This is a genomic window from Thalassospira sp. UBA4513, from assembly GCF_002388495.1.
GTDB lineage: Bacteria > Pseudomonadota > Alphaproteobacteria > Rhodospirillales > Thalassospiraceae > Thalassospira > Thalassospira tepidiphila.
In genome coordinates this window covers 106,453-129,851 of the sequence record NZ_DGMR01000011.1, presented here as the reverse complement: position 1 = coordinate 129,851, position 23,399 = coordinate 106,453, and the positions used below count along the sequence as shown (strand labels likewise).

The following is a 23,399-nucleotide window of genomic DNA, read 5'->3' as shown; positions in this document are numbered from 1 at the left end:
AACCCAAGCCTGAGCCGAAGCCCGAACCAAAACCGGAGCCGAAGCCAGAGCCGAAGCCAGAGCCAAAACCGACACCAAAGCCGGAACCGGTTCCGACGCCAGACGTTAAAAAAGAGCCGGAGCCAAAACCGGAGCCGACTGAGCTTGCCGCTGTAAAGCCGGAATCCAAGCCGACGCCTCCGAAACCGGAACCGGTCAAAAAGCCGGAGCCGAAAAAGGAAGAGCCGAAGAAACGCGATCTCATGAGCGTTCTTAAGGATGTCAGCAAGCTCAAGGAAACGGCAGAAGCCACGCCAGAGCAGCAGCCAGACGAAACGCCGGAAGAAAATGCCAGCGAGGTTGTCGCGACCAGGCTTGATGCCAATCTGACCATGAGCGAGCTTGATGCCGTAAAACGTCAGATCGAAAAATGCTGGAGCCCCCCGGCCGGGGCCAAGGAAGCGGGCAACTTTGCGGTTGAAATTCATGTCAGCGCAAACCCGGACGGAACTGTCCGTTTGGCGCGGATTAGCAATCTGAACGAAATCCAGGGCGACACTTCCCGCCGTACGATTGCAGAAAGCGCGCTTCGAGCAGTGCTAAATCCGCAATGCAGTCCTCTAAAACTGCCGCTGGATAAATACGAAATGTGGCGCACATTCACGTTCAATTTTGACATGCGTGAAATGCTGGGCCTTTAACGACCAAGTTCTTGAACACGCGTGGAAAATAGCGAGGCAGGATGACGATCAAGACCAACGCAATAAAACGATTTTGGGCTAAAGGCAGTGTCGCGGCACTGAGCGCCCTTGCCGTTGTCGCTGGCCTGAATGTCGGGTTCATGTCGCCGGCAAAGGCGGAACTCCGGATTGATATTACCCGGGGCGAACTGAAACCGATGCCAATTGCCGTCACCCGCTTCCCGGGCGAAGGCGTTGCCGAAACCGAGATCGGTCAGAACATGACCCAGGTGATTGCCGCAGATCTCGAACGTTCGGGCCTGTTTTCACCGATTGATGAAAAGGCATTCATTCAGAGTGCTGCATCATTGGCGGTGAACCCGAACTTTGCCGAATGGCGGGCCATCAATGCGCAGGCCCTGGTGAACGGTCGTGTCGTGACCGAACCAAATGGTCTTCTGCGTGTCGAATTCCGTCTGTGGGATGTTTTGGCAGAAACCCAGATGTCTGGCGTTGCGTATCGTACGCAGCCAAACAACTGGCGTCGGATTGCCCACAAGATTGCGGACGAGATTTACAAGCGTATCACCGGTGAAACCGGCTATTTCGATACGCGCGTTGTCTACGTCTCGGAATCCGGTCCGGCCGATAACCGGACCAAACGACTGGCCATCATGGATCAGGACGGTGCAAACCACCGGTTCCTGTCTGATGGACGGTTCCTCGTGCTGAACCCGCGCTTCTCGCCGACGGCACAGGAAGTGGTTTATATGTCGTACTTTAACGACAAGCCGCGCGTTTATGTTTTGGATATTGATACCGGCGAGTTGGAATTGCTGGGTGATTTTCCGGGGATGACCTTTGCTCCCCGATTCGCGCCAGACGGGAACTCGGTTGTGATGTCACAAGCGCTTGACGGGAACAGTGAAATTTATGGACTGGACCTGCGCACGCGTGAAAAGCGTCAACTGACGCGCCATCCGGCCGTGGATACCTCGCCTTCCTATTCTCCGGACGGGTCTCGCATTGCGTTCAACTCCGACCGCAGTGGGGCACAACAACTTTATGTGATGAATGCCGATGGTGGGGGCGTACAGCGCATCAGCTTCGGTGGTGGACGTTATGCCACACCGGTCTGGTCGCCGCGCGGAGACCTGATCGCATTCACCAAATCCGAAGGAGGTCGTTATTATATCGGCGTCATGCGGCCAGACGGCAGTGGAGAAAGGCTGCTGGCCGAGGGTTACCTCGTTGAGGGACCAACATGGGCACCGAACGGTCGAGTTTTGATGTACTACCGCCAGCACCCGTCCAGGGACGGGACCAAGGATCGCTATCGTTTGTATTCGATTGATCTTACCGGTTATAACGAGCGAGAGATCGTTACACCGGCGGATGGGTCGGATCCTGCATGGTCGCCCTTGATTCCCTGATATCTCAAGAGTATAGTCATCGCGAAGCACTGAATGCGATTCGCTTTAATCGCGGGCATTTTCGGTGTCGCGAGACATGGAAAACACCAACCTCGGGCGAATGCGTCCGGTGTTAAGGGGAAAACTTAAATGAAACTTCGTATTCTGAGCGTTTTTGCTGCTGCCGCTCTTCTGGCTGCTTGTGAAACTGCACCTGATAGCACGGCAACCACTGGTGGCGACGGTGCAAGCACTTCTTCTAGCGCGTCGTCTTCGACCTCTTTGGCTGAAAGCAGCCCTGAGTGGTTCGCTGTCAACGTTGGTGACCGCGTCTTCTTTGGTTTCGACAAATACGATCTTGCCGGTGAAGCACGTCGCACCCTCGAACTGCAGGCTGCTTGGCTGAAGAAATATCCGCAGTACAAAGTTGTTGTTGAAGGTCATGCCGACGAGCGCGGCACCCGTGAATACAACCTTGCACTCGGCGAACGCCGCGCGAACTCGGTCAAAGATTACCTGATCGCTCTGGGCATCGACCCGTCGCGCATCGAGACCATTTCTTATGGTAAAGAGCGCCCGGTTGCTCTTGGCCATGACGAAGAAAGCTGGGGTAAAAACCGCCGCTCTGTATCGGTTATCCGTTAAGCGCGTGCAGGTGAAAGCCTGACTTGAAGATCAAGGCGCCTGTCCCGTTTGGGGCAGGCGCCTTATTTTTGCCGCCTGAAAATGTTTGAAAGTCACGACAGGTATTTCCATAGTGAACCTTCAAAGACTGAATTGACGAAAAAGGACCCGAAAATGATCCGCGTTCGATCCGCCATTTCGCCAAAGAACCGCAACATCCTGATGGCCCTTGCCGTCGGAGCTGTGTTTGGCATGACATCACTCGGGTCCCAGCCGGTTCACGCGCAAGACGCCAACATGTCGCGTCAGGTAGAACAATTGCGCAAGGACCTCGATCTTTTGCAGCGTTATGTCTATCGCGAAGGCACCGGTGACGCCGCACAGGCCGCTGTCTCGTCTGGTGATGGCGGCGGGGCCGCAACCCCGGCTGCCGCACGCCAACAGGTCCAGATCAGCGCACTGGAACGCACGACCACCCAGCTGACCGGTCAGCTTGAAGAATTCGACTACCGCATTCGCAAGATGGAAGACCGTCTGGAACGTCTGGTGGCCGATATTGATTTCCGCCTTAACCAGCTTGAAAGCGGTGGCGTTGCGACCAGTGGCGCAAACGCCGGTGGGGCAAATGCACCGCTTGCTGGGGGCACGGCTGTACAAGGTGCCAATAACTCTGCCGCCAACAGCGCACCGGGGGGGGCTGCCGGTTCGGGTGAGCCCCTTAATGACCGTGGCACCCAGCTGTTTGGAGTGATTGAAAGCGAAGGCCAGCCGCCGCAAATTCCAAGCGGAGCTGCCGCATCCAACGCATCCGCACCAACCCAGAGTGCGGCGGCAACCACCGGCACGCCTGAAGAACAGTATCGCGAAGCCTTTGGCCTTCTGCGCAAACAGGATTTCCAGGCCGCCGAACAGGCGCTGGGTAATTTCGTCAGCAACCATCCCAACGATCCGCTGGCGGGCAATGCGCAATATTGGCTGGGTGAAACCTATTATGTGCGCGGCCAGTATGAAAATGCTGCCATCGCCTTTACCGAAGGTTTCCAGACCTACCCGGACAGCACCAAGGCACCAGACAACCTGCTGAAGCTCGGCATGTCGCTGGCCAATCTTGGCAAGAACGAAGATGCCTGCACGGCCTTTGGTCACCTGATCGACAATTTCCCGAACGCCTCGAACGTCGTTCTGGATCGCGCCCGTCAGGAACGGCAGAACCGTGGATGTCCGCAGTAAGCCCTGCGTATAACAGACCGATGATCGGCAAACTTACGACATCAGAAAATCAAAACACGGCGTCCGGTGGATCTCCACTGGACGCCGTTGCCTTTGATAGACTGATGATGGCGTTCGCCCCGTTTGAAACCGCCCCTGAAATCCTTGTTGGTGTCTCGGGCGGGGCCGACAGCATGGCGCTTGTACTGCTGGCCCATGACTGGTGTCAGGCACAAGGCGGGCGCGTGGTCGCCGTTACGGTTGACCATGGTCTGCGCAAGGCCGCCGCTGACGAGGCCCGCTGGGTCGCAGCCGAACTTGCCCGCCATAACATCGAACACATCACCAAACACTGGCAGGGCGAAAAGCCAACCGGTGCCGTGCAGGAAAAGGCGCGCCAGGCCCGCTATCGGATTTTTGATGACCTGATGCGTGATACCGGCATTTTCCATTTATTGGTTGCCCATCATGCAGGCGACCAACGCGAAACCATTGCCATGCGCCGCGATCGCGGCACGACACCGATTGGGCAGGCGGGGATGTCTGCGCGGCGCTATCTGCGACATGGCCGGGTGCTGCGTCCGCTTTTGGCCGTTGCCAAGGCCGACTTGGTGGCGACCCTGAACGCACGCGGACAGGCGTGGATCGAAGATCCTTCCAACATCGACGATAAGTTCGAGCGTGTGCGCGTGCGCAAGGCGTTTGCGGCGGGGGCATCACGCCCGCCCGATATAACCGCCGACGCGTCGGCGCGTCGCGACCTTGAAACGGGCATTGGCCGATTGCTGGCCGGGGCGGTGACCCTGCACACGAACGGGGTTGCGATCCTTAACCCGGATGTGCTGCTGGATCCGAAAACAGATCGCAACGCTGCGATCCATGCTCTGGGGCAGGTGGTGCGTACGGTGGGGGGCGCAGGATATATGCCTGCACTTGATAAACTGCGCGGTGCGCTTGATCGCCTTGGTGCGGATAAAACGGCCTGCATCAGTCTGGGCGGCTGCGTCTTGCACGGTCGGAAAGGTGGAATTTGCGTTTATCGAGAATTTGGTCGAATGGCGCAGGATCCGATTGCGTTGGATGCCGAATCACCCACACGATCTTTGGTTGTGCGGTTTGATAATCGCTTTGAATGGCAGGTAGACGACGTTGATCTGTCGGGGCAAATTGGACGTTGGATCGCCCCGCTTGGCCTTTGTGATGTGTTTCACACGAAGTCTTTTCGCGCCGCACTGGGCGAAATTGCACCATTTATTGGTAATTTACCGCGCGCGGCCCTTGCATCCGTGCCTGCACTCTACGATAAAGAAGGCTTGTTATCTGTTGGCGGGCTTGAGGTTTCGGAGCTTTCCGACGTACTATCCGCCGCCGGTTGCGGACGGCCTCTGGGCAGGGGCCTGATCGCGTCTGGTGGCAGTTGGCAGTTTGCGCCGCAAGTACCTTTGTGGGAAAGTGGTTTCAAATCGTCAGCGAAACCCGACAACCTACTTGCGTAAGCGGGGCTTATGACTATTTGATTGTCAGACCCTGCGCAGGAAGTTTTGCGTCACGGCACACACAAATTGCGACCAGTAGCTTGGAATGAATATGGGAAAAAATCTCGCACTGTGGGTTATTATCGCCATCCTTTTGGTGGCGCTGTTTAACCTGTTTCAGTCGCCCTCCGGACGGTCCGGTCAGTCGTCGCTGGCATTTTCGGACTTCCTGGCCGAAGTGGATTCAGGTCAGATTTCCGAAGTCACCATCCAGGGCAACAACCTGACTGCAGAAACGCGCGACGGTCGCTCTGTTAATGTTTACACCCCGGATTATCCGAACCTCGTTGAAAAGCTGAACGACAAGGGCGTGCGCATCATCGCACAGCCTGAAGAAAGCCTGTCTCCTTTGATGAGCGCTTTGATCAGCTGGTTCCCGATGCTTCTGATCATCGGTGTCTGGATCTTCTTCATGCGCCAGATGCAGGGCGGCGGCGGTAAGGCCATGGGCTTTGGCAAGTCCAAGGCCAAGATGCTGACCGAGAAATCCGGCCGCGTGACCTTTGAAGATGTCGCCGGTATTGAAGAAGCCAAAGGCGAGCTTGAAGAAGTCGTCGACTTCCTGCGCGATCCGCAGAAGTTCCAGCGCCTTGGTGGTAAAATCCCCAAAGGCATGCTGCTTGTCGGTCCTCCGGGTACCGGTAAAACGCTTCTGGCGCGTGCGATTGCCGGCGAAGCAAACGTTCCGTTCTTCACCATTTCGGGTTCTGACTTCGTTGAAATGTTCGTTGGTGTCGGTGCATCGCGTGTGCGTGACATGTTCGAACAGGGCAAGAAAAACGCACCTTGCATCATCTTCATCGATGAAATCGACGCTGTGGGCCGCCATCGTGGTGCCGGTCTTGGCGGCGGTAACGATGAACGCGAACAGACGCTCAACCAGCTCCTTGTCGAGATGGATGGTTTCGAAGCCAACGAAGGTGTGATCCTGGTGGCTGCAACCAACCGTCCGGACGTTCTGGATCCTGCATTGCTGCGTCCGGGTCGTTTCGACCGTCAGGTCGTCGTGCCGAACCCGGATCTGGAAGGCCGTGAACGCATTCTGGGTGTTCATGCGCGTAAAGTTCCGCTGGGTCCGGATGTCGATCTGCGCACGGTTGCACGTGGTACCCCGGGCTTCTCGGGTGCGGATCTGGCAAACCTTGTCAACGAGGCAGCTCTTCTGGCCGCCCGTCTTGGCAAGCGCGTTGTCACCATGGCTGATTTCGAAAACGCCAAGGACAAGGTCATGATGGGGGCCGAACGTCGCTCCATGATCATGACCGATGACGAGAAAAAGCTGACCGCCTATCACGAAGGCGGCCACGCACTGGTCGCCCTCCATACGCCTGCGTCTGATCCGATCCACAAGGCCACCATCATCCCGCGCGGTCGCGCACTGGGTATGGTGATGCGTCTGCCGGAACGTGATCAGGTGTCCAAGTCCTATGAACAGCTGATTTCCGACCTTGCGGTTGCCATGGGTGGCCGCGTTGCCGAGGAAATTATCTTTGGCAAGGACAAGGTCACCACGGGGGCATCTTCGGACATCAACATGGTGACGCAATATGCGCGCAAGATGGTGACCGAGTGGGGCTTCTCCGACAAGCTTGGGAATGTCAAATACGTTGATAACCAGGAAGAAGTGTTTCTTGGTCACAGCGTTGCCCAGCACAAAAACGTTTCGGAAAAAACAGCGCAACTCATTGACGAAGAAGTCCGTCGTTACTCTGACGAGGCTTATGAATTCGCCAAGCGCGTTCTGACGGAACATCTTGATGACCTGCACAAGCTTGCAAAAGGTCTTCTGGAATATGAAACCCTGTCGGGCAAGGAAATCGACGCGCTGCTGCGTGGCGAGGAAATCAACCGTCCGGGCCATACTTCGGGTGGCGGCAAGGATGCAGGTGGCGGACGTCGCTCCACGGTGCCAAGCACCGGCGGTGCCCGCAAGGATAACCCTGGTGACGGCGGCGGGGACCTTTCCCCGGAACCGCAACCGGGAAGCTAACAGAAAGAGACTGATGGACGAGATCAAACGATCGGTCCTGCGAAGCCCCGCCGATGTGCGGGGCTTTGCCGATTTTGAAGGACCGCTTTACTACGCACCGACCGGTTTCATCGACCATGCCGATGATCCCAATACCTTGCCACTCGCCGGATCACGCCGGGGATTTTCGGCACTTGAAATCATCCGTCGCCGCGAAGGTGGTGGCGCTGAAAGCATGATCCTGCCGCTCCTCGCCCTTGAAGGCTGGGTTCAAAACAGTGGCCGGGTTGATGAAATCAATGCCGTTCTGGACCGCCTGATGGCTAAACGCCCGGATTATGCCGGGCTTGATATGGCGTCCTGTCATGTGATGGGCATCATCAATGTTACGCCTGACAGCTTTTCCGATGGCGGCGATTACAACACCACCGAACAGTCTGTGGCGCGTGCCATGGCGATGATAGAGCAGGGCGCATCGATCATTGATGTTGGCGGCGAATCAACCCGTCCGGGGGCCGATACGGTGTCCGAGGACGAGGAAATCAGTCGTGTGGTCCCGGTTATCCGCGAATTGGCGTCCAAGGGACATGTCGTTTCGATCGATACCCGCCATGCTGGCGTGATGGAGGCCGCGATTGAGGCCGGGGCAGCGATCATCAATGACGTCACGGGGCTTGAGGGCGATGAACGCTCGATGGAGGTTGCAGCCGCATCTGGTAAACCGGTGATGCTGATGCATATGCAGGGCGAACCAGGCACCATGCAGGCCGACCCGAAATATGATTGCGCGGTGCTTGATATTTATGACTATCTGCTCGATCGCATCGAAAGCTGCGAGCGGGCCGGTATTTCACGTGATCGCATCTGCATTGATCCGGGCATCGGCTTTGGCAAGACGCTGTCGCACAATCTTGAACTGTTGTCGCGTTTGGCCATTTTCCATGGATTGGGCTGCCCGATCCTGCTGGGCACCTCGCGAAAGTCATTCATTGGCAAGATTGATCCCAAGGCCGATCCCAAGCAGCGCCTAGGCGGTTCAATCGCGTCTGCGGTCAATGGATGGCGTCACGGTGTTCAGATGATCCGCGTGCATGATGTGCCCGAAACGGTGCAGGCGATTTCTGTCGCCAGTTCCACATCTATTGTTTGAAGATGTATTTGTTGCATCGTCTGCACGTATAACTTGTCATTTTATCGGCATCGTTTAAAACATGGCTCGCAATCGCAAGGAGGCTTGGCTTCTAATCGATTGCGAGCTTTTTTGTGGCAAGTTCGATTCTGGCATTTTCTGACCATTTACGGTTGATACTTGCAGAATCGGTCCTTTGACCACATACCAATAAGTATCAAACAAAAGTGACACCAAAGTCACAGTTGATGGTTGGACAACAAGCGAACGCGAAGGTCTTTAGATGAACGAGATTGGCGGTCTGACGCAGCCGTTCCCTGCTGATGTCAGGTCTGGCTGGAATGCTATGACGCACTGTGTATATGTCGTGGAAGACAACACCGATCTGAACAAGGATCTGTGTGAGTATCTTGAGATGTGCGGTTTCGATGTGGTCGGGTGTGAAACCGGGGCTGCATTTTACCGGGCACTTGCTGCGCGCAAACCTGATGCGGTCATTCTTGATATTATGCTGCCCGACGCGGATGGCTATGAACTGGCCCAGCATGTCCGCAAAACCGTTGATTGCGGCATCATGATGCTGACCTCGCTTTCGGGAATGGACAATCACCTGACCGGCTACAAATCTGGTGCCGACGTTTATCTGACGAAAGACAGCCCGTTATCTGTGATCGAGGCCGCGCTTAAACCGCTTCTGCGCCGCGCGTCGCGTTCAGATAACGAAGCGACGGCGGAAACGGCAATTCCCGAGGATAGCTGGGTTCTTGATATGCTTAACTGGACCCTGCGCAATCCCCAAGGCAATGAAGCCAAACTGACGGCGACGGAACGCACCATCGTCAAGATCCTGATTGATGCCAATGGGGCGTGGCTGACGCGTCCTGAAATCGTCGAGGCGCTCGGCAAGGCCGACACGGCGGAAAACTGCCGCAATCTGGATACGGCAATCCGGCGCGTGCGTCAGAAAATCATCAAGGAAATCGGCGAAGAACTGCCTGTGCGAACGGCTTATGGTCGTGGCTATGCCTTTACGTCACCCGCCGCCATTGCCGGCGAGGCCGAGGCTTCCTGATCCGTTTGTTCCCCGCCCGAATAACGTGCGGCCAGCTACTCGCACGGTAAAAGCAGGCAAAGCTCGATGCTGCGTGCGCCCTTCTGGCGCAGGGTGATCGATCCGCCGTGGGCAACGACAATACGTTGCGAAATATGCAGTCCGAGTGCGCGCTGCAATGACTGGCTTTCCATATCGCGCCGGAACAGCGCATCGGAAATCATGGCGATCTCGTCTTCATCCAGTTCGTCACCACGGCAGGGGATGCTGATTTCGACCCGCATCTCCGAATGCCGGTGAGTACTGATGTGGATCGGTGCCCCGTGCGCAAAGCGACGTGACGTCTCAGCCAGGTTCGTGATCGCAAGCCCCATCAGGGTTTCGTCGATAAAAACCTCGATACCCGTGGTTCGGCTCAATGCCGCCTGAACTTCCGCACCTTCGCGTGTGGTCTGGGCGACAAATTCCTGAAGGAAACGGTTGATCGGAACTGTCTTGCGCGCAAGTGACAGTTCCTGTGTGTCGATACCGTCCTTGGTCAGGAAAATATCGACAAGACGCGCCAGTTTCTGCGCCTGAAGCTGGATGCGTCGCAAACGTTCAAGAACGTCATCCTTATGGTTGGTAAGACGCAGCATCAGCATTTCTGATGATCGCTGGATCACCGCAAGCGGCGTCCGGAATTCATGCGACAGCATCGAAATCAGTTTGCGCTGTTCCTCGACCAGCGAGGTGGTTTCTTCTGCCTTGCGCACGACAGTGACCCGTTCCTTGTCCATGCGCGACAACCGCATCGTCATGATGATGCCCATCCCGACAAGGTGGAACATCAAGGTGTAGCTGTGCAGTTCCAGACGCAATCTGGTCGCATCGATCACCCCCGAAAGGGCAAGCTGGATCATGATCGCCGCCCCGGTCGGGACGGCCAGAACCACAAGGAACGCCCAGTAACGCGGGTTGTGGATGTCTTCAAACGCCCGTTTGATCAGGATTGCGCACATCGTGGCCATAAAGACCGAATGGCTTGGCACGATATAGGTGCCAAAGACGGTGTACAGATCGGTTGTGGCTCCGGCTGCAAAGGCCAGAATGAAAAACCCATAAGCGCAACATATCTTGTAGGCCAAAGGATGCTTCTTTTTGGCATCGATAATGTAGAGCCACAGGAACACCGTTACGCCATAGGTAATGATGTTGGCTGTTCCCAACAAAAAGTCATTCAGCCACGGTATCTCCGGTCGTAGCTCGCTTAAAACCACACCATTGACGACGGCCGCCGTGACACCGATTGCCAGGACCCAGATGCTGTACAGAACGACAATCCGATCCCGCGCAATCAGACCAAGCGCCAGATAGGCCAGCCCCAAAGCCAGAATGAAGCCAAAGAAAACATTCGACGCCAAATCACGGAAAGACAGCGAGGACACCAGGTCGGTTGCCGGCCAAAGTGTCATCCAGATCAGATTGGCGCTATTGCTTTGCGACCGTACATAAAGGCGATAATCGCCTGGCTCCATCAGGGGCAGGGCGGCGATATGTGCTCGTCCGCCATATTGGCGGGCGCTGGCCGGGACATGATCGCCAAGACGGGTATGCCAGACGGGATCCCCCAGTCCATCGGGCACCAGAAACACATCAATGAAATTCAGATAGTTCGGCCCGATTTCAAGCAGGGCGCGTTTCGTCATGTCATTGCTGATGGTGAGATCAAGCTGATGCCAGATCACATCACGGGTATACCCAAAGGACGGTATGGCATGTGACTGCTGAAAGGCCGTATCTGGCAGGGCCTGGATCTCTTCAAAGCCAAGCTTGCGTGTGGTGTCGGCAAAGGACGCAACAAACCGGGTGATCTCAATCGGTTCTGTGACATTGCCCGGCAGGACCAGATGATCCTGATCATTGCTCGGCATCAAGGCTGATTGCGCGTTTGCACCGTGCCATGGCATCAAAACCATGGTTGTGATTATGAGCAACAACAATTCCGCCGCCAAAGCCATGGCGGACTGAGGATGTGTCTTTGGTGCAGTGAACAGCGGCGATCTGATCCTCATGGCCGCTCCCCGTCATGTGACGTCTCGGTATAACCAAGCGGGAAGCCAGCCCTGTTTTCATTGTTCCTGAGCACCGTCATGTCGCGGTCATAAGGCAATTTGATCAGGATTGTTGTTCCGCCTTCTTCGCCGACACTGACCGACAGGGATCCGTCATGGGCCTCGATGATGCGTTTGGTCAGATGCAACCCAAGCCCGACACCCTGGATTTTGACCGAATCCCGTCCGCGGTAAAAGGCGTTCAAAACATTCTGCAGATCGTCGGCGGCGATGCCCGGGCCCTCGTCGACAACCCGGATATAGACATAACCGTTGGCAGCCCGTTCGGCTGAAATCCAGACGGCGGCCCCCGGCGCATATTTGCGCGCATTCTCGATCAGGTTGATCAGCGCACGTTCCATCAGGATCCGGTCAATCTCGACGATCACAACATCGCTTTGGATCAGGCTGATATTCTGGCCGGGGACCTCGCGTTGGCGCTGCGCAATCAAATCGCGCAGAAACGCATCGATGGCAACCGCTTCGCGCGTGGTGGTGAATGTCGCGCTATCAAGGGTTTCCTTGGTCAGGAACGCATCGACAAGGCCCGAAAGCTGCCGGGCATTGGACTGGATCGTCGACAGCCGGTTCAGAACGCTTTCAGGCTCTTTTTGCAAATGTAGTCCGAGGATTTCAGCAGACCGCTGAATGATCGCAAGCGGGGTTCGGAATTCATGTGACAGCATGGTGATAAAGGTGCGCTGCTCACTGGCAAGCTGGTCGGCCCGCTGGCCGGAGGCAAGGGCATCAACACGCCGGTTGATCACGCCATAGGTGCGATAGGCCATGGCGATGGCCACCAGCACAAGCTGAATAAACGAACTGAGCGCAAAGATGCTCGTGGTAAATCCGTTGACCGGCAACCACCCGATCAGCAACAGCAAATGCGCCATCGCCCCGATGGTCGGAATCCCAAGCGCGACCATCAAATAACTCATCTGGAATGTGTGCTTCTGGCGATATCCGCGATACATCAGATTGATCAGCAAAACCGCAAGCAGGAATATCTGAGGGCCGAAAAACACTTTGGCATACAGGATATACCAGTCCGATGTGGCGGTCAGAAAACCTGCCATCGCCAGAACCGAATACCCTGCCATGATCCGAAACAGCGGCCGGTTCTCGCGATCAAGACGGGTCATATAGCTCCACATCATGATGCTTGTACCAAGCGCAAACGCGGTTCCGGTTCCCGTCACGAAGTCCGAGGCCAGCGACCAGAACGGTTTGAAAATCAGTTGGGCATAGCCCGTCACCCCGAACGAAATCAGGAACAGCGAAAAGATATAGCCCGAATACCAGAGAACAGACCGATCCCCCGACATCACGCCAAACGCGAAATAAATCCCGAATGCAAGAAGCAGAACACCAAGGGTTGCGCCCTTGATGAAACTGTTGCTGCCCGATTTGGTAATCAGCGCCGTATCAGGCAGGAGTTCGGCCTCAAGGACGTGCGCGCTGTTGGTATGGACCGCGATAACCAGCCAATATTCGCCAAGTGACAGTTTCGGCCATTCGGCAACGTGCGAAAGATTTTGCAAGCCACCCTTGGCTCTTGGAATTCGGTCGCCGAGATGTTCCTGCCAGATGATCTGGCGCGCGTCATTTGACAGGATGCTGATCTCGATATCATTCAGATACACATGTCCGATATCGATAAAGGCGCTTCTTCCCGTTCGTCCGGGTTGATCAACGATTTTGACCGGCGCGCGATACCAGATGGTGCGATCCGTATAGCCCGGACCGCGTGCCTCAAGGACAGAGGCGAATTCAGATTCGGCAATCGACGGGATTTTAAATGCGCTTTCCACTTTGCGGTCTGTCACCAACCGCGTCAGATAGCGGTTCAGATTGATAACTTCCGCAGGTCCGCTGGGCGGCAGGACGAGTGTTTTGGCAACCTCATGCGCAGCGATTTTGGGTCCGTAAACGGCAAAAATGCCGGACGCGGTCACAATCAACATCGCAAAAAGAAACATATTCAAGCGGATGCTGCGCAAAATTCCCCCGGTTTCAGCCCCTTAGCCCCTTCATCTTGTGATAGCGGGTTTTTGACCGAAGGTCATCGCTTTTATCCGAATATCGCCCTGTTTGCCTGTTAACGGATTGATTGCCAGTTTGGCACTAGAATAGGCGCTGAAATATGCCGATTGCCGGTGGCATTGCGCCGCCACTTTGATATAACCGGCAGTCAGAATGAATTGACAGGGCATAATGCCCGCAAAGCAAGCAGAGACACAGAATATGAGCCGCAAGTATTTTGGCACCGATGGCATTCGCGGAACTGCCAATACAGCGCCGATGACCGCAGAAGTCGCCCTGAAAGTCGGGATGGCTGCCGGCCATTATTTCACCCGTGGTGATCACCGCCACAAGGTCGTGATTGGCAAGGATACCCGACTGTCGGGCTATATGCTTGAACCGGCCCTTGTTGCCGGTTTCACCTCGATGGGGATGGATGTCATGCTGGTCGGCCCGATGCCGACCCCGGCGGTGGCCATGCTGACCAAATCGATGCGCGCTGATATCGGTGTGATGATCTCGGCCTCCCACAACCCGTTCCAGGATAACGGCATCAAGCTGTTTGGCCCGGATGGCTTCAAGCTGTCAGACGAGGTCGAACTTGAAATCGAAGCCCTGATGGAAAGCGATCTTTCGGGCAAACTGGTACCTGCCAACGCGCTGGGTCGTGCCAAACGCATCGATGATGCGCCGGGCCGCTATATCGAGGCCGTCAAATCATCCCTGCCGGGCACCGTCACGCTTGAAGGTCTGCGCATCGTGCTTGATTGCGCCCATGGGGCCGGTTACTCCGTCGCGCCCAAGGTTCTGCGTGAACTGGGTGCTGACGTAATTGAAATCGGCACCAGCCCGAATGGTCTGAACATCAATGATCAGTGTGGTTCGACCTACACCAAAACCATGTGTGACCGGGTTCTGGCCGAAAAGGCCGATGTCGGGATTGCCCTTGATGGCGATGCCGACCGCGTCCAGATGTGTGATGAAAAGGGACATCTGATCGACGGCGACCAGTTGATGGGCCTTGTTGTAACCCACTGGAAACGCACCGGTCAGCTGCGCGGCAACGCGCTGGTTGCGACCGTGATGTCGAACCTTGGTCTTGAACGTTATCTTGAAAGCAACGATGTCCGTCTGATCCGCACCAAGGTCGGGGACCGCTATGTTGTCGAACAGATGCGCGCCCTTGATTGCAATGTCGGCGGTGAACAGTCGGGCCATATCGTGCTGTCGGACTTCGCATCGACCGGTGATGGCCTGTTGGCAGCCCTTCAGGTGCTGGCGGTTCTTGCCAGCCGCGAAGGCCCGGTTTCTGAGCTCAGCCGTGTGTTCGAACCGTTGCCGCAGATCCTTAAAAACGTGCGCTACAGTGCCGGTTCTGATCCGTTGGCGCAAAGCAGCGTCATCGAAGCCATTTCCTTGGCAGAACGGGCCTTTAACGGTGATGGTCGTATCCTGATCCGTAAATCTGGCACCGAACCGCTGATCCGTGTCATGGCCGAAGGCGATGACGCGATTAAGGTCGAACAGATCGTTGATGGCATCGTTGCCGAAATCACCGCCGTTGCCGGTTAACCGGTCATTGTGACGAAAACCTGATATCTGCAGGATAAGGAAGGGTCGTATGAAGGGTCGTGTCTTGATTATCGCCGGGTCGGATTGTTCCGGTGGGGCCGGAATTCAGGCCGATATCAAATCGGTGACGGCCCTTGGCGGCTATGCTGCAACTGCGATAACGGCGCTCACGGTGCAAAACACCACCGGAGTCTTCGACGTTCTTGGCATCGATCCGGACATGATCGTCCATCAGGCGACGGTGACGATTGATGATATTGGCGCAGATGCGCTTAAAACCGGGATGCTGCATTCGGTGCCGGTGATTACCGCTGTGGCGGAATTCATCAAATCAAAGGCCGCAGGTATTCCGGTCGTTGTAGACCCGGTGATGGTATCGCAAAGCGGTTCACGCCTGCTTCAGGAAGACGCGGTAGAAGCACTTATGACCCATATGGTCCCGCTTGCGACCGTGCTGACACCAAATATTCCAGAGGCCGAAGTATTATCAGGTATGAAAATCACCAGCGAAGCTGATATGATTGCTGCAGCGCACAAAATTGGTGATCTCGGTTGCGAGGCCGTCCTGATAAAAGGTGGTCACGCCGACGGGGACAAAATCGTCGATATCTTGTGGCGCCGGGATCGCGATATCGAAGGTTTCGAAGATACGCGCATTCCGTCTGAGAATAATCATGGTACGGGCTGCTCGCTTGCAAGTGCCATTGCAACCGGGCTGGCTCAGGGCATGGGATTAAGTGATTCCGTTGCCCGTGCGCGGGCATATGTCCGTGAAGCCATCCGAACCGCACCGGACTTTGGCAAAGGAAACGGTCCGCTAAACCATGCGCATCCTGTGACCGGTTGAATAATTCAACACGAATGTGACAGGGCGCTGAAAGTTGGGACACTTAAGCTATGCCGGGCACATCGTTTTTCCATCAGGCGCGTAACAACGCCTGGTCAAATCACCGTTTGTATGGGGTCTGTCAGAAATTGACAGATGGCGAACTCGCCTCCAAACGAACGCCTTTTTCCACCTCTATTCTTGAAACGCTGAACCATATCCTGACCAATGACTGGTATTATCTTGATGCGCTGGTCGATGGCAGGCGGGGTCGTGCGTGTCTTGATAATGAAATGCCGTTTGGTGCCATCGATAAACTGGCCGCAGCCCAGCGTGATGCGGATATGCGCTTAATGGCGTATTGTGAACAGCTCAATGACAAGGATGCCATCCGGGCGGTCGAACTGGTCCGCGAAGACGGCAGCAAGACGCTTGAAACCGTGGCCGATATTTTGTCACATCTGTTTGTCTATCAAACCCATCAACGCGGGCAGGTGCATGCGCTTCTGGCCGTCACCGGTCAGGCACCACCAATCCTTGATGACTACCATCTTGAATATGATGCGCCGATGCCAAGCTTCGATTTTTCGGCGCTTGGCCGCAAAGGCGCATAAAGGATACCGATGAATACAAGAATGCTGCGCCGTGCGATTCTGGCTGGCGGGATCGCCGTTCTGGCCGTCGTCAGTTTCGGCAACCCGCACCGTCATGTTGCCGATCTTTTCTGGCCCGCTGATGCCGCACCCTGGGAACATGTCACTGCGGTTTATGTCCCCGATATCAGTCAGCCGACCCGGGTCAAGATATCCGAGGCGACCTATGACGATCTTGCGGCCTGCCGCGATCACGTAATGGAACAGGCGGCCGCGCAGGGCGATCCAAATCTTGAAAAGGGTCGCTTTGAATGCGCCATCGGATTTTATGCCGACAAGGATGATGGCACCGGCGGCGAATACCGCCTGATCGTCAAGTAATCAATTATCCTGTGCGCTCGAAGGCTACAGCACGTACCAAAGCAATGCGGGCAGGGCGATGGCGGCAAGGAAACTTGAACTGATGACCACACCAGCCACTTCTTCCGGTTCGCGGTTATAAAGCTGCGCAAACAGGTAACAGAACACCGCAACCGGCATCGAACATTGCAGGATCACAACCCCGCGTTCCATGCCGGTCAGTCCCATGACTTCCGACAGGCCCAAGCCAACCCCGAACCCCATGCCAAGGCGCAGCACACTCAATGCCGTGCTGCGTGCAAGGCTGACCGGGCGCAGCTTGGCAAGCGACACACCAAGCGTAAACAGCATTAACGGAATGGTCAGTTGCCCGATCAGGTTGGTAGTGTTGTAAAGCCATTCGGGCACCGGTGTTTCGGTGGCAAGGAACCCCGTGGCAATCAGGGTTGCCGGAATGATCGGCATCTTGGCCAGCGACTTGATTGAAAAGCTGCCCGATACGAACGCAACCCCGATGGTCAGCTGGATCACGACATAGGCGGCAAAGAACGCCACCGAAAGCGCCAAGCCTTCCTGCCCATAAGCCAGCATACAAAGCGGCAAGCCAACATTGCCGACATTTGGCCAGGTCAGCGATTGCAGATAAGTGCGCGGAGACAGGTTAAAGACCTTAAGCACCGGCCAGCCGATCAAGGCAAAGATCACATTGGCCGCAAGGGCGGCTGTTCCCATCAGAACCAGCGTATCACCGCCAAGCTCGACCGTCGCAAGGGCGGCAAAGGTCAGACAGGGTGTCGCGAAATATGTGACAATGGATGTGACAAGGTTGGTGTCAAAATGTTTGCCAGCACGGGCCCAGAAATATCCCAGTCCGGTGGTGATGAAAACCGGGGCCAAAATCGCAAAAATATCGGCAAACATCAGACGCTTTTCCTTGATAGGTTCTTCTATGGGGCGTGAACTTGAACCGAAATTGCACGTCCCCCGGTTGCTCTGCAAGTGAATAATGGTAATACCAATTTCTTTTCCGCACTGTGCAAAAGTCGGTTGTGGCTTGTGAAGACTTGCTTTTGCAAAGGCCTTTGCGCCATTGTTGGCCAAATTTGACCATGTAGAAGGCCTGTGATGAACGGCTCCATCCACGACACTGTCAAACGTCACCTGATTGATCCGGCGCCGCGCTTTCGCGATCAACGCAACCCGGTTCCGGCTGTCTTTCTGGATCGGGACGGAGTGATTAACGAGGAAGTCCACTACCTGTCAGACGTTGCCGATCTTAAATTGATTAACGGCACGGCAAAGGCGATCAAACGCCTCAATGATGCGGGCATCCTGGTGATTGTCGTCACCAACCAGTCCGGTGTCGCGCGGGGCTATCTCACCGAAGACCAGCTTTTTGAAATCCACAAGGCATTGGTTTCCATGCTTGCCGATCGCAAGGCATCGGTGCAGGGCATCTATTATTCCCCCTATCATCCAAGCGGGCAGGGTGATTACCGCCGCCAAAGCACGTGTCGCAAACCAGAACCCGGCATGCTTCTGGCCGCAAGTGACGAGTTTGCCATCAACCTCTCGGAAAGCGTCCTGATTGGTGATCGCATCAACGATATCCGTGCCGGACATGCGGCGGGCACAAAGGCCATCATGGTCAGAACCGGCCACGGCGCAAAGGAAGCCATCCTGCCCGAAGCCCGGGAAGCCGATTTTATTGCCGATGATCTGGCAATGGCGGTTGATCACATCCTGACCACGCGGCAATAGGGCGCGTTTCAAGCCGTCCGTGTCTAACCGTTACCAAGACAAAAGTTCTGCCACATCTCCCGACAGGCTTCTTCGAACTCGGCTGCGACAGCAGGTGCATGGAAGGCGCGGCTGCCCCGGATGCGATCGCGCATGTTTTCGCGAATGCTGGCCAGCGCCTTAAGGTCGGATGCCAGCATGATGCATTTATCGACATATCCCTTTTCGGTTTCGGCACACAGCGCGCCAAGCCCGATATCGCTTAAAACCGCAAGGCCAAGCCGCGATCCCGGACGATCATCGGCCAGCGACACGAACGGAATGCCAAACCACAGCATCTCGTAATAGTTTTCAAGGCTGATGGCAGGAAACGGCGCAAGCCCGATATCAATCTGGGCATAAAGGGCCGGTCGATCCTGGGGCTTTACCTTGCCCGCCAGATCAAGCCGGTCGCGCTTGATCCCGGCCTGTCGGGTGCGATCAAGGAACGTTTTGGCGGCATAGGAATCTTCAAGCACGTCATCCTGAATGACGATGCGGCTGTTGCTGACCTTGTTTAATATCCGCGCAAAGCAATTAAGCGTCTCGTTGCTGATATTGGCCAACCGATCAATGCAGCCAAACCGGATGATCTCTTCGCCGATGGCTGCCGGAAGCGGTGCCAGTGGCAAGGCATCATCAAGTTCCGCCGGAAGGTAGGGGCCAAGTGCTAGCGGATAGGGACGCTCGGCAAACATCTTGTTTTCGGCAAGCCCACCACCAAACACGTCCTTGTGCCCGATCAGGTAATCCATTTCGGCCATGCCGGTGGTGATCGCGGACAGGCTGGCTTGCACCGGGGCGGCCTTAAGGGCAAAGACCTCAATCGGTTGGGTCGGGTGAACGCCACAGACATCGATCAGGATATCGACCTTGTCCTTGCGAATGCGATCGGCAATCTGCATCGGGTCCTGGCCGCAAACCTCGCGCCAGCCATCCGCCATCACCTGCCATTGCCGTGTGACGTCGTCCGGGCGCGGTGTTGCGGAATACAGGAACAGCTCGATCTCATGCCGGTTCAGGTGGCGCGCAAGTGCACTCAAAAGGCTGGATGATGCATGCTTGCAAAAGAACGGGGATAACCATCCGATGCGCAGCCGCTTGTCCGACTGTCGGGTGTTGGCAAAGGCCGGCTTGGCGGCAATCGGCATATGATGCTTGGCCCATGCCTTGGCTGCCTTGCTATGGGTGGCCCCATCGGTTGTGCCAAGCTTCGCACGCGCCCGGATCAAAAGCGCATCGGCCGTGGCATTATCCGGCGATGTCTCTATCAGGGTATCAAGTGTCTTTATTGTGCTATCAAGGTCGCCACAGCGCAGCGTGATGTCGGCCAGAACCAGATCAATCTCAACGGTGTCCTTGGTCAGGCGGCGCGCGGTCTTTAAAATCGCAATCGCCTTGGCATATTGCCCTTGATGCGCCAGTGACTGGCCCAACCCGCGCAAACCCGGAACGTATTTGGCATCGATGCTTAGTGCTCGCTGATACAGGTTCTGTGCCAGTTCCGGATAGCCAAGACGCAGAAAGGCCGATCCCACCCGGCAAATCAGTTCCGGGGAAATGCCTGCGGCCTCGGCGGCATGTTCAAGTGATTTAAGGGCGGCTTCTTCCTGCCCCAGATCATGCAAGGTCTGCCCGAACAGCAGCAATCCTTCATAATGATTTGGCTTCAGGCCAAGCAACCGGCCCAAAAGATCCATCGCCTGACCCAAATGGCCGCGCGGAATTTCAAGCCGTGCCAGATGATAAAGGGCGGTGGGGAAATCCCCATGGTAACTCAATGCCTGCTTGAACTGGTCAATCGCCTTGTCGATTTGCCCGGAACTTTCCAGCGCGATCGCGTAGTTGCACCGGACCGCCGGGTTGGCAGCAAAGCTCGTCAGGCAGTTTTCAAAAAGCTCAATCGCCTCGCCATGGCGGCCAAGGCCGGTCAGAAGGGTGGCAAGAAGATGCTCTGCCTCCGCATTGCCCGGTGACATGGCCAATGCCGCGCGATAGATTTTCTCGGCTTCTTCGGGGCGATTGCCCTCATGCGCAGTCAGTCCGCGACGCAACAGTGTCTTGAGTTGGTCGGACATGGGGTTGCGGATCTCCACCTGATGGTCTGGATAAGGGCCTTGGCCCAAGCAGTCTTGCCTGACATTAAAGGGTTCAGCCCGTCCTTTAAAGCATGCAGTTACCAGATCGCGGATTACCGCCTGAAATGCAGGTAAAAAAGAACCCCGAACCTGTATGAGGGTCCGGGGTCAGAATGGGAGTGGGAGAATCGCCTGGCGGCGATAATCCCCCATACGATATGTGTTGTTTGGTTAGAGGTCGCCTATTCAATGGAATAGTTTTCCGGGTATTTGGGATAGGTCGCATGGTCAATCGTCGCAAAACCTGTGAACTGGCTCACAAAATTGTACGCTGACACTGGTGAATGGGCGTTTTCAGGCAAACTCTGAGGATAGAAAGCGCTGCCAAAAACGCGTTCGCAGTTCGCGGGCAAAGTGATGGGCGTGTAGCAATCGTACCGAATGACGGATTTTGGCGAAATTTTCGGGCAAAAAACTGTCAAAGCGCGCGAATACTGTGCTAGAACGCACCTATATACAAAGGGCATCGGGGATGCTGACCCCGTACCCGAAAGAAACGCCACCAGTGATTTAAAGAGAGGTTCCTTCCATGCCGGAATATCGGTCCCGTACAACAACACATGGCCGCAACATGGCTGGTGCGCGCGGCCTTTGGCGCGCCACTGGCATGAAAGACGAAGACTTCGACAAGCCGATCATTGCGGTCGTCAACAGCTTCACCCAGTTCGTGCCCGGTCACGTGCACCTCAAAGACCTTGGTCAGATGGTCGCACGCGAGATTGAGGCATCCGGCGGTGTCGCCAAGGAATTCAACACCATTGCCGTTGATGATGGCATCGCGATGGGCCATGACGGCATGCTCTATAGCCTGCCGTCGCGCGAAATCATTGCTGATTCCGTCGAATATATGGTCAATGCCCATTGCGCCGATGCGATGGTCTGCATTTCCAATTGCGATAAAATTACCCCGGGCATGTTGATGGCTGCGATGCGCCTCAATGTCCCGTGCGTGTTCGTCTCCGGCGGCCCGATGGAGGCCGGCAAGGTCACCATCGAAGGCAAGGAACATCACCTTGATCTGGTCGATGCCATGGTGCAGGCCGCTGACCCGAACATCTCCGACGAACAGGTCAAAGTTGTTGAGCGTTCGGCATGCCCGACTTGCGGGTCGTGTTCTGGCATGTTTACCGCCAACTCGATGAACTGTCTGGCCGAGGCGCTTGGTCTGGCACTTCCGGGCAACGGTTCGGTGCTGGCAACCCACGCCGCGCGTCAGGAGCTTTTCCTTGAGGCGGCGCGTACCTCGGTCAAGTTGGCGCGTCGTTACTACGAAGAAGAAGACGAGGGCGCGACCCCGCGCGGTATCGCAACCTTCAAGGCATTTGAAAACGCCATGGCGCTTGATATCGCCATGGGTGGGTCGACCAACACGGTTCTGCACCTGCTGGCGATTGCCAAGGAAGCCGAAGTCGACTTCACCATGACCGATATGGACCGCCTGTCGCGCAAGATCCCGTATCTGTCCAAGGTCGCGCCAAACCATCCGATGTTCCACATGGAAGACGTCCATCGTGCCGGTGGCATCATGCGTATTCTTGGCGAACTCGATCGTGCAGGGCTGCTGCATACCGATGTCTCGACCGTGCATTCCAAGACCATGGCCGACGCCCTTGAAAAGTGGGACATCAAACGCACCACCAACGAGGCCGTGCACAAATTCTTCCGCGCCATGCCGGGTGGCATCCCGACCCAAACCGCGTTCAGTCAGGAACGTTATTGGGACGACCTTGATCTCGATGAAAAAGAAGGCTGCATTCGTGATGTCGCCCATGCCTATAGTCAGGATGGCGGTCTTGCCGTCCTGTTTGGCAACCTGGCCGCCAATGGCTGCGTGGTCAAAACCGGTGGTGTTGACGAAAGCATCCTGAAATTCACCGGCCCGGCTGTGATCTGCGAAAGCCAGGACGAAGCTGTTGCCAAGGTTCTCGGTGGCGAGGTCAAGGATGGCGACGTTGTCGTCATCCGCTACGAAGGCCCCAAAGGTGGTCCGGGCATGCAGGAAATGCTGTATCCGACCAGCTATCTGAAATCGATGGGGCTGGGCAAGGCCTGCGCACTGGTTACCGATGGTCGCTTCTCGGGCGGGACGTCGGGCCTGTCGATCGGTCACGTATCCCCCGAAGCCGCCGCTGGTGGTGACATCGCGCTGGTCGAACCGGGTGACATGATCGAAATCGACATTCCGAACCGTTCTATCCGCATTGCGGTCGATGATGCGGTTCTGGCCGCCCGCCGTCAGGCGATGGAAGCCAAGGGCCCCGAAGCATGGCGTCCGGCCAAGCCGCGCAAACGCAAGGTCTCAACCGCCCTTCGTGCCTATGCCGCCATGGCAACCAGTGCCGATCAGGGTGCGGTCCGTGACGTCACCCAGGTCGAATTCTGATCTGCGCACAGTCGCAAGATGACCAAACAAAAAGGGCGCCGTTTG

At 56.1% G+C, this 23,399-nt stretch carries 19 protein-coding genes; 14 read left to right on the top strand and 5 right to left on the bottom strand.

Translation table 11 applies throughout. The features are described 5' to 3' along the window. From B2T33_RS04840 to B2T33_RS04805, 8 genes are all read left to right on the top strand, one after another. The coding region (locus tag B2T33_RS04840; RefSeq protein WP_286791295.1) for an energy transducer TonB at positions 1 to 680 on the top strand (680 nt) is incomplete at its 5' end. Between the two features lie 41 nt (positions 681 to 721). Then, on the top strand, positions 722 to 2,092 hold the full coding sequence (gene tolB / locus B2T33_RS04835) for a Tol-Pal system beta propeller repeat protein TolB (RefSeq protein ID WP_286791294.1): 1,371 nt from the start codon (positions 722 to 724) through the stop codon (positions 2,090 to 2,092). A 129-nt stretch (positions 2,093 to 2,221) separates the two neighbouring features. Further along, the gene (pal, locus tag B2T33_RS04830) at positions 2,222 to 2,716 is read left to right on the top strand and encodes a peptidoglycan-associated lipoprotein Pal (protein ID WP_064780637.1); all 495 of its coding nucleotides are present in this window, start codon (positions 2,222 to 2,224) and stop codon (positions 2,714 to 2,716) included. Positions 2,717 to 2,869: 153 nt separating this feature from the next. Beyond that, positions 2,870 to 3,925, top strand: a complete 1,056-nt coding sequence (ybgF, locus tag B2T33_RS04825) for a tol-pal system protein YbgF (protein ID WP_286791293.1) — start codon at positions 2,870 to 2,872, stop codon at positions 3,923 to 3,925. A gap of 104 nt (positions 3,926 to 4,029) precedes the next feature. Continuing rightward, positions 4,030 to 5,400 carry a tRNA lysidine(34) synthetase TilS gene (tilS, locus tag B2T33_RS04820; RefSeq protein WP_286791292.1) on the top strand — a complete coding sequence of 457 codons (1,371 nt, stop codon included), beginning with the start codon at positions 4,030 to 4,032 and terminating at the stop codon, positions 5,398 to 5,400. An 85-nt stretch (positions 5,401 to 5,485) separates the two neighbouring features. Continuing rightward, complete coding sequence (gene ftsH / locus B2T33_RS04815; RefSeq protein ID WP_064790171.1) at positions 5,486 to 7,429, top strand: ATP-dependent zinc metalloprotease FtsH; 1,944 nt, start codon at positions 5,486 to 5,488, stop codon at positions 7,427 to 7,429. Positions 7,430 to 7,442: 13 nt separating this feature from the next. Further along, positions 7,443 to 8,558, top strand: coding sequence for a dihydropteroate synthase (gene folP / locus B2T33_RS04810; RefSeq protein ID WP_286791291.1), 1,116 nt, complete (start codon positions 7,443 to 7,445; stop codon positions 8,556 to 8,558). Positions 8,559 to 8,883: 325 nt separating this feature from the next. Next, positions 8,884 to 9,609, top strand: coding sequence for a response regulator transcription factor (locus B2T33_RS04805; RefSeq protein ID WP_232308320.1), 726 nt, complete (start codon positions 8,884 to 8,886; stop codon positions 9,607 to 9,609). Between the two features lie 35 nt (positions 9,610 to 9,644). On the opposite strand, the gene B2T33_RS04800 is transcribed toward B2T33_RS04805, so the two are convergent. Genes B2T33_RS04800 through B2T33_RS04790 form a run of 3 tightly spaced genes read right to left on the bottom strand, consistent with a single transcriptional unit; the run spans position 9,645 to position 13,660 of the window. Beyond that, the gene (locus B2T33_RS04800) at positions 9,645 to 11,501 is read right to left on the bottom strand and encodes a 7TM-DISM domain-containing protein (protein ID WP_286791290.1); all 1,857 of its coding nucleotides are present in this window, start codon (positions 11,499 to 11,501) and stop codon (positions 9,645 to 9,647) included. After that, positions 11,488 to 11,658 carry a hypothetical protein gene (locus tag B2T33_RS04795; RefSeq protein ID WP_197145209.1) on the bottom strand — a complete coding sequence of 57 codons (171 nt, stop codon included), beginning with the start codon at positions 11,656 to 11,658 and terminating at the stop codon, positions 11,488 to 11,490. The genes B2T33_RS04800 and B2T33_RS04795 overlap by 14 nt, the downstream gene beginning before the upstream one ends. Further along, on the bottom strand, positions 11,639 to 13,660 hold the full coding sequence (locus B2T33_RS04790; RefSeq protein ID WP_252724138.1) for a sensor histidine kinase: 2,022 nt from the start codon (positions 13,658 to 13,660) through the stop codon (positions 11,639 to 11,641). Before B2T33_RS04790 ends, B2T33_RS04795 begins: the two co-directional genes overlap by 20 nt. Positions 13,661 to 13,925: 265 nt before the next feature. Between B2T33_RS04790 and glmM the strand changes: the two genes are divergently transcribed. From glmM to B2T33_RS04770, 4 genes are read left to right on the top strand one after another with little or no spacing between them, the layout of a single operon-like run. After that, complete coding sequence (glmM, locus tag B2T33_RS04785; protein WP_063087195.1) at positions 13,926 to 15,275, top strand: phosphoglucosamine mutase; 1,350 nt, start codon at positions 13,926 to 13,928, stop codon at positions 15,273 to 15,275. A 49-nt stretch (positions 15,276 to 15,324) separates the two neighbouring features. After that, positions 15,325 to 16,122 (top strand): bifunctional hydroxymethylpyrimidine kinase/phosphomethylpyrimidine kinase, encoded by a 798-nt coding sequence (gene thiD / locus B2T33_RS04780; RefSeq protein WP_063087196.1) that lies wholly within the window; start codon positions 15,325 to 15,327, stop codon positions 16,120 to 16,122. Positions 16,123 to 16,172: 50 nt separating this feature from the next. Continuing rightward, on the top strand, positions 16,173 to 16,715 hold the full coding sequence (locus tag B2T33_RS04775; protein ID WP_197145207.1) for a DinB family protein: 543 nt from the start codon (positions 16,173 to 16,175) through the stop codon (positions 16,713 to 16,715). A 9-nt stretch (positions 16,716 to 16,724) separates the two neighbouring features. After that, positions 16,725 to 17,075 carry a hypothetical protein gene (locus tag B2T33_RS04770; RefSeq protein ID WP_197145206.1) on the top strand — a complete coding sequence of 117 codons (351 nt, stop codon included), beginning with the start codon at positions 16,725 to 16,727 and terminating at the stop codon, positions 17,073 to 17,075. A gap of 24 nt (positions 17,076 to 17,099) precedes the next feature. Here the strand turns inward: B2T33_RS04770 and B2T33_RS04765 are convergent, their stop codons facing one another. Continuing rightward, complete coding sequence (locus B2T33_RS04765) at positions 17,100 to 17,975, bottom strand: AEC family transporter (protein WP_064790184.1); 876 nt, start codon at positions 17,973 to 17,975, stop codon at positions 17,100 to 17,102. 204 nt (positions 17,976 to 18,179) lie between these two features. Here B2T33_RS04765 and B2T33_RS04760 point away from each other — a divergent pair, with 204 nt between their 5' ends. After that, positions 18,180 to 18,815, top strand: a complete 636-nt coding sequence (locus B2T33_RS04760; RefSeq protein ID WP_197145205.1) for a D-glycero-alpha-D-manno-heptose-1,7-bisphosphate 7-phosphatase — start codon at positions 18,180 to 18,182, stop codon at positions 18,813 to 18,815. A gap of 23 nt (positions 18,816 to 18,838) precedes the next feature. Here the strand turns inward: B2T33_RS04760 and B2T33_RS04755 are convergent, their stop codons facing one another. After that, entirely contained in the window at positions 18,839 to 20,911 is a 2,073-nt protein-coding gene (locus tag B2T33_RS04755) for a tetratricopeptide repeat protein (protein WP_286791289.1), read from the bottom strand. A 589-nt stretch (positions 20,912 to 21,500) separates the two neighbouring features. On the opposite strand from B2T33_RS04755, the gene ilvD reads away from it, so the two are divergent. Next, positions 21,501 to 23,354, top strand: a complete 1,854-nt coding sequence (ilvD, locus tag B2T33_RS04750) for a dihydroxy-acid dehydratase (protein WP_197145203.1) — start codon at positions 21,501 to 21,503, stop codon at positions 23,352 to 23,354. Positions 23,355 to 23,399: the final 45 nt, after the last annotated feature.

Bases quoted from the DNA above. Each gene is read 5' to 3' on its own strand.
- tolB (WP_286791294.1), top strand. From the start codon at position 722: ATGACGATCAAGACCAACGCAATAAAACGATTTTGGGCTAAAGGCAGT.
- pal (WP_064780637.1), top strand. From the start codon at position 2,222: ATGAAACTTCGTATTCTGAGCGTTTTTGCTGCTGCCGCTCTTCTGGCT.
- ybgF (WP_286791293.1), top strand. From the start codon at position 2,870: ATGATCCGCGTTCGATCCGCCATTTCGCCAAAGAACCGCAACATCCTG.
- tilS (WP_286791292.1), top strand. From the start codon at position 4,030: ATGATGGCGTTCGCCCCGTTTGAAACCGCCCCTGAAATCCTTGTTGGT.
- ftsH (WP_064790171.1), top strand. From the start codon at position 5,486: ATGAATATGGGAAAAAATCTCGCACTGTGGGTTATTATCGCCATCCTT.
- folP (WP_286791291.1), top strand. From the start codon at position 7,443: ATGGACGAGATCAAACGATCGGTCCTGCGAAGCCCCGCCGATGTGCGG.
- B2T33_RS04805 (WP_232308320.1), top strand. From the start codon at position 8,884: ATGACGCACTGTGTATATGTCGTGGAAGACAACACCGATCTGAACAAG.
- B2T33_RS04800 (WP_286791290.1), bottom strand. From the start codon at position 11,501: ATGCCGAGCAATGATCAGGATCATCTGGTCCTGCCGGGCAATGTCACA.
- B2T33_RS04795 (WP_197145209.1), bottom strand. From the start codon at position 11,658: ATGACGGGGAGCGGCCATGAGGATCAGATCGCCGCTGTTCACTGCACC.
- B2T33_RS04790 (WP_252724138.1), bottom strand. From the start codon at position 13,660: ATGTTTCTTTTTGCGATGTTGATTGTGACCGCGTCCGGCATTTTTGCC.
- glmM (WP_063087195.1), top strand. From the start codon at position 13,926: ATGAGCCGCAAGTATTTTGGCACCGATGGCATTCGCGGAACTGCCAAT.
- thiD (WP_063087196.1), top strand. From the start codon at position 15,325: ATGAAGGGTCGTGTCTTGATTATCGCCGGGTCGGATTGTTCCGGTGGG.
- B2T33_RS04775 (WP_197145207.1), top strand. From the start codon at position 16,173: ATGCCGGGCACATCGTTTTTCCATCAGGCGCGTAACAACGCCTGGTCA.
- B2T33_RS04770 (WP_197145206.1), top strand. From the start codon at position 16,725: ATGAATACAAGAATGCTGCGCCGTGCGATTCTGGCTGGCGGGATCGCC.
- B2T33_RS04765 (WP_064790184.1), bottom strand. From the start codon at position 17,975: ATGTTTGCCGATATTTTTGCGATTTTGGCCCCGGTTTTCATCACCACC.
- B2T33_RS04760 (WP_197145205.1), top strand. From the start codon at position 18,180: ATGAACGGCTCCATCCACGACACTGTCAAACGTCACCTGATTGATCCG.
- B2T33_RS04755 (WP_286791289.1), bottom strand. From the start codon at position 20,911: ATGTCCGACCAACTCAAGACACTGTTGCGTCGCGGACTGACTGCGCAT.
- ilvD (WP_197145203.1), top strand. From the start codon at position 21,501: ATGCCGGAATATCGGTCCCGTACAACAACACATGGCCGCAACATGGCT.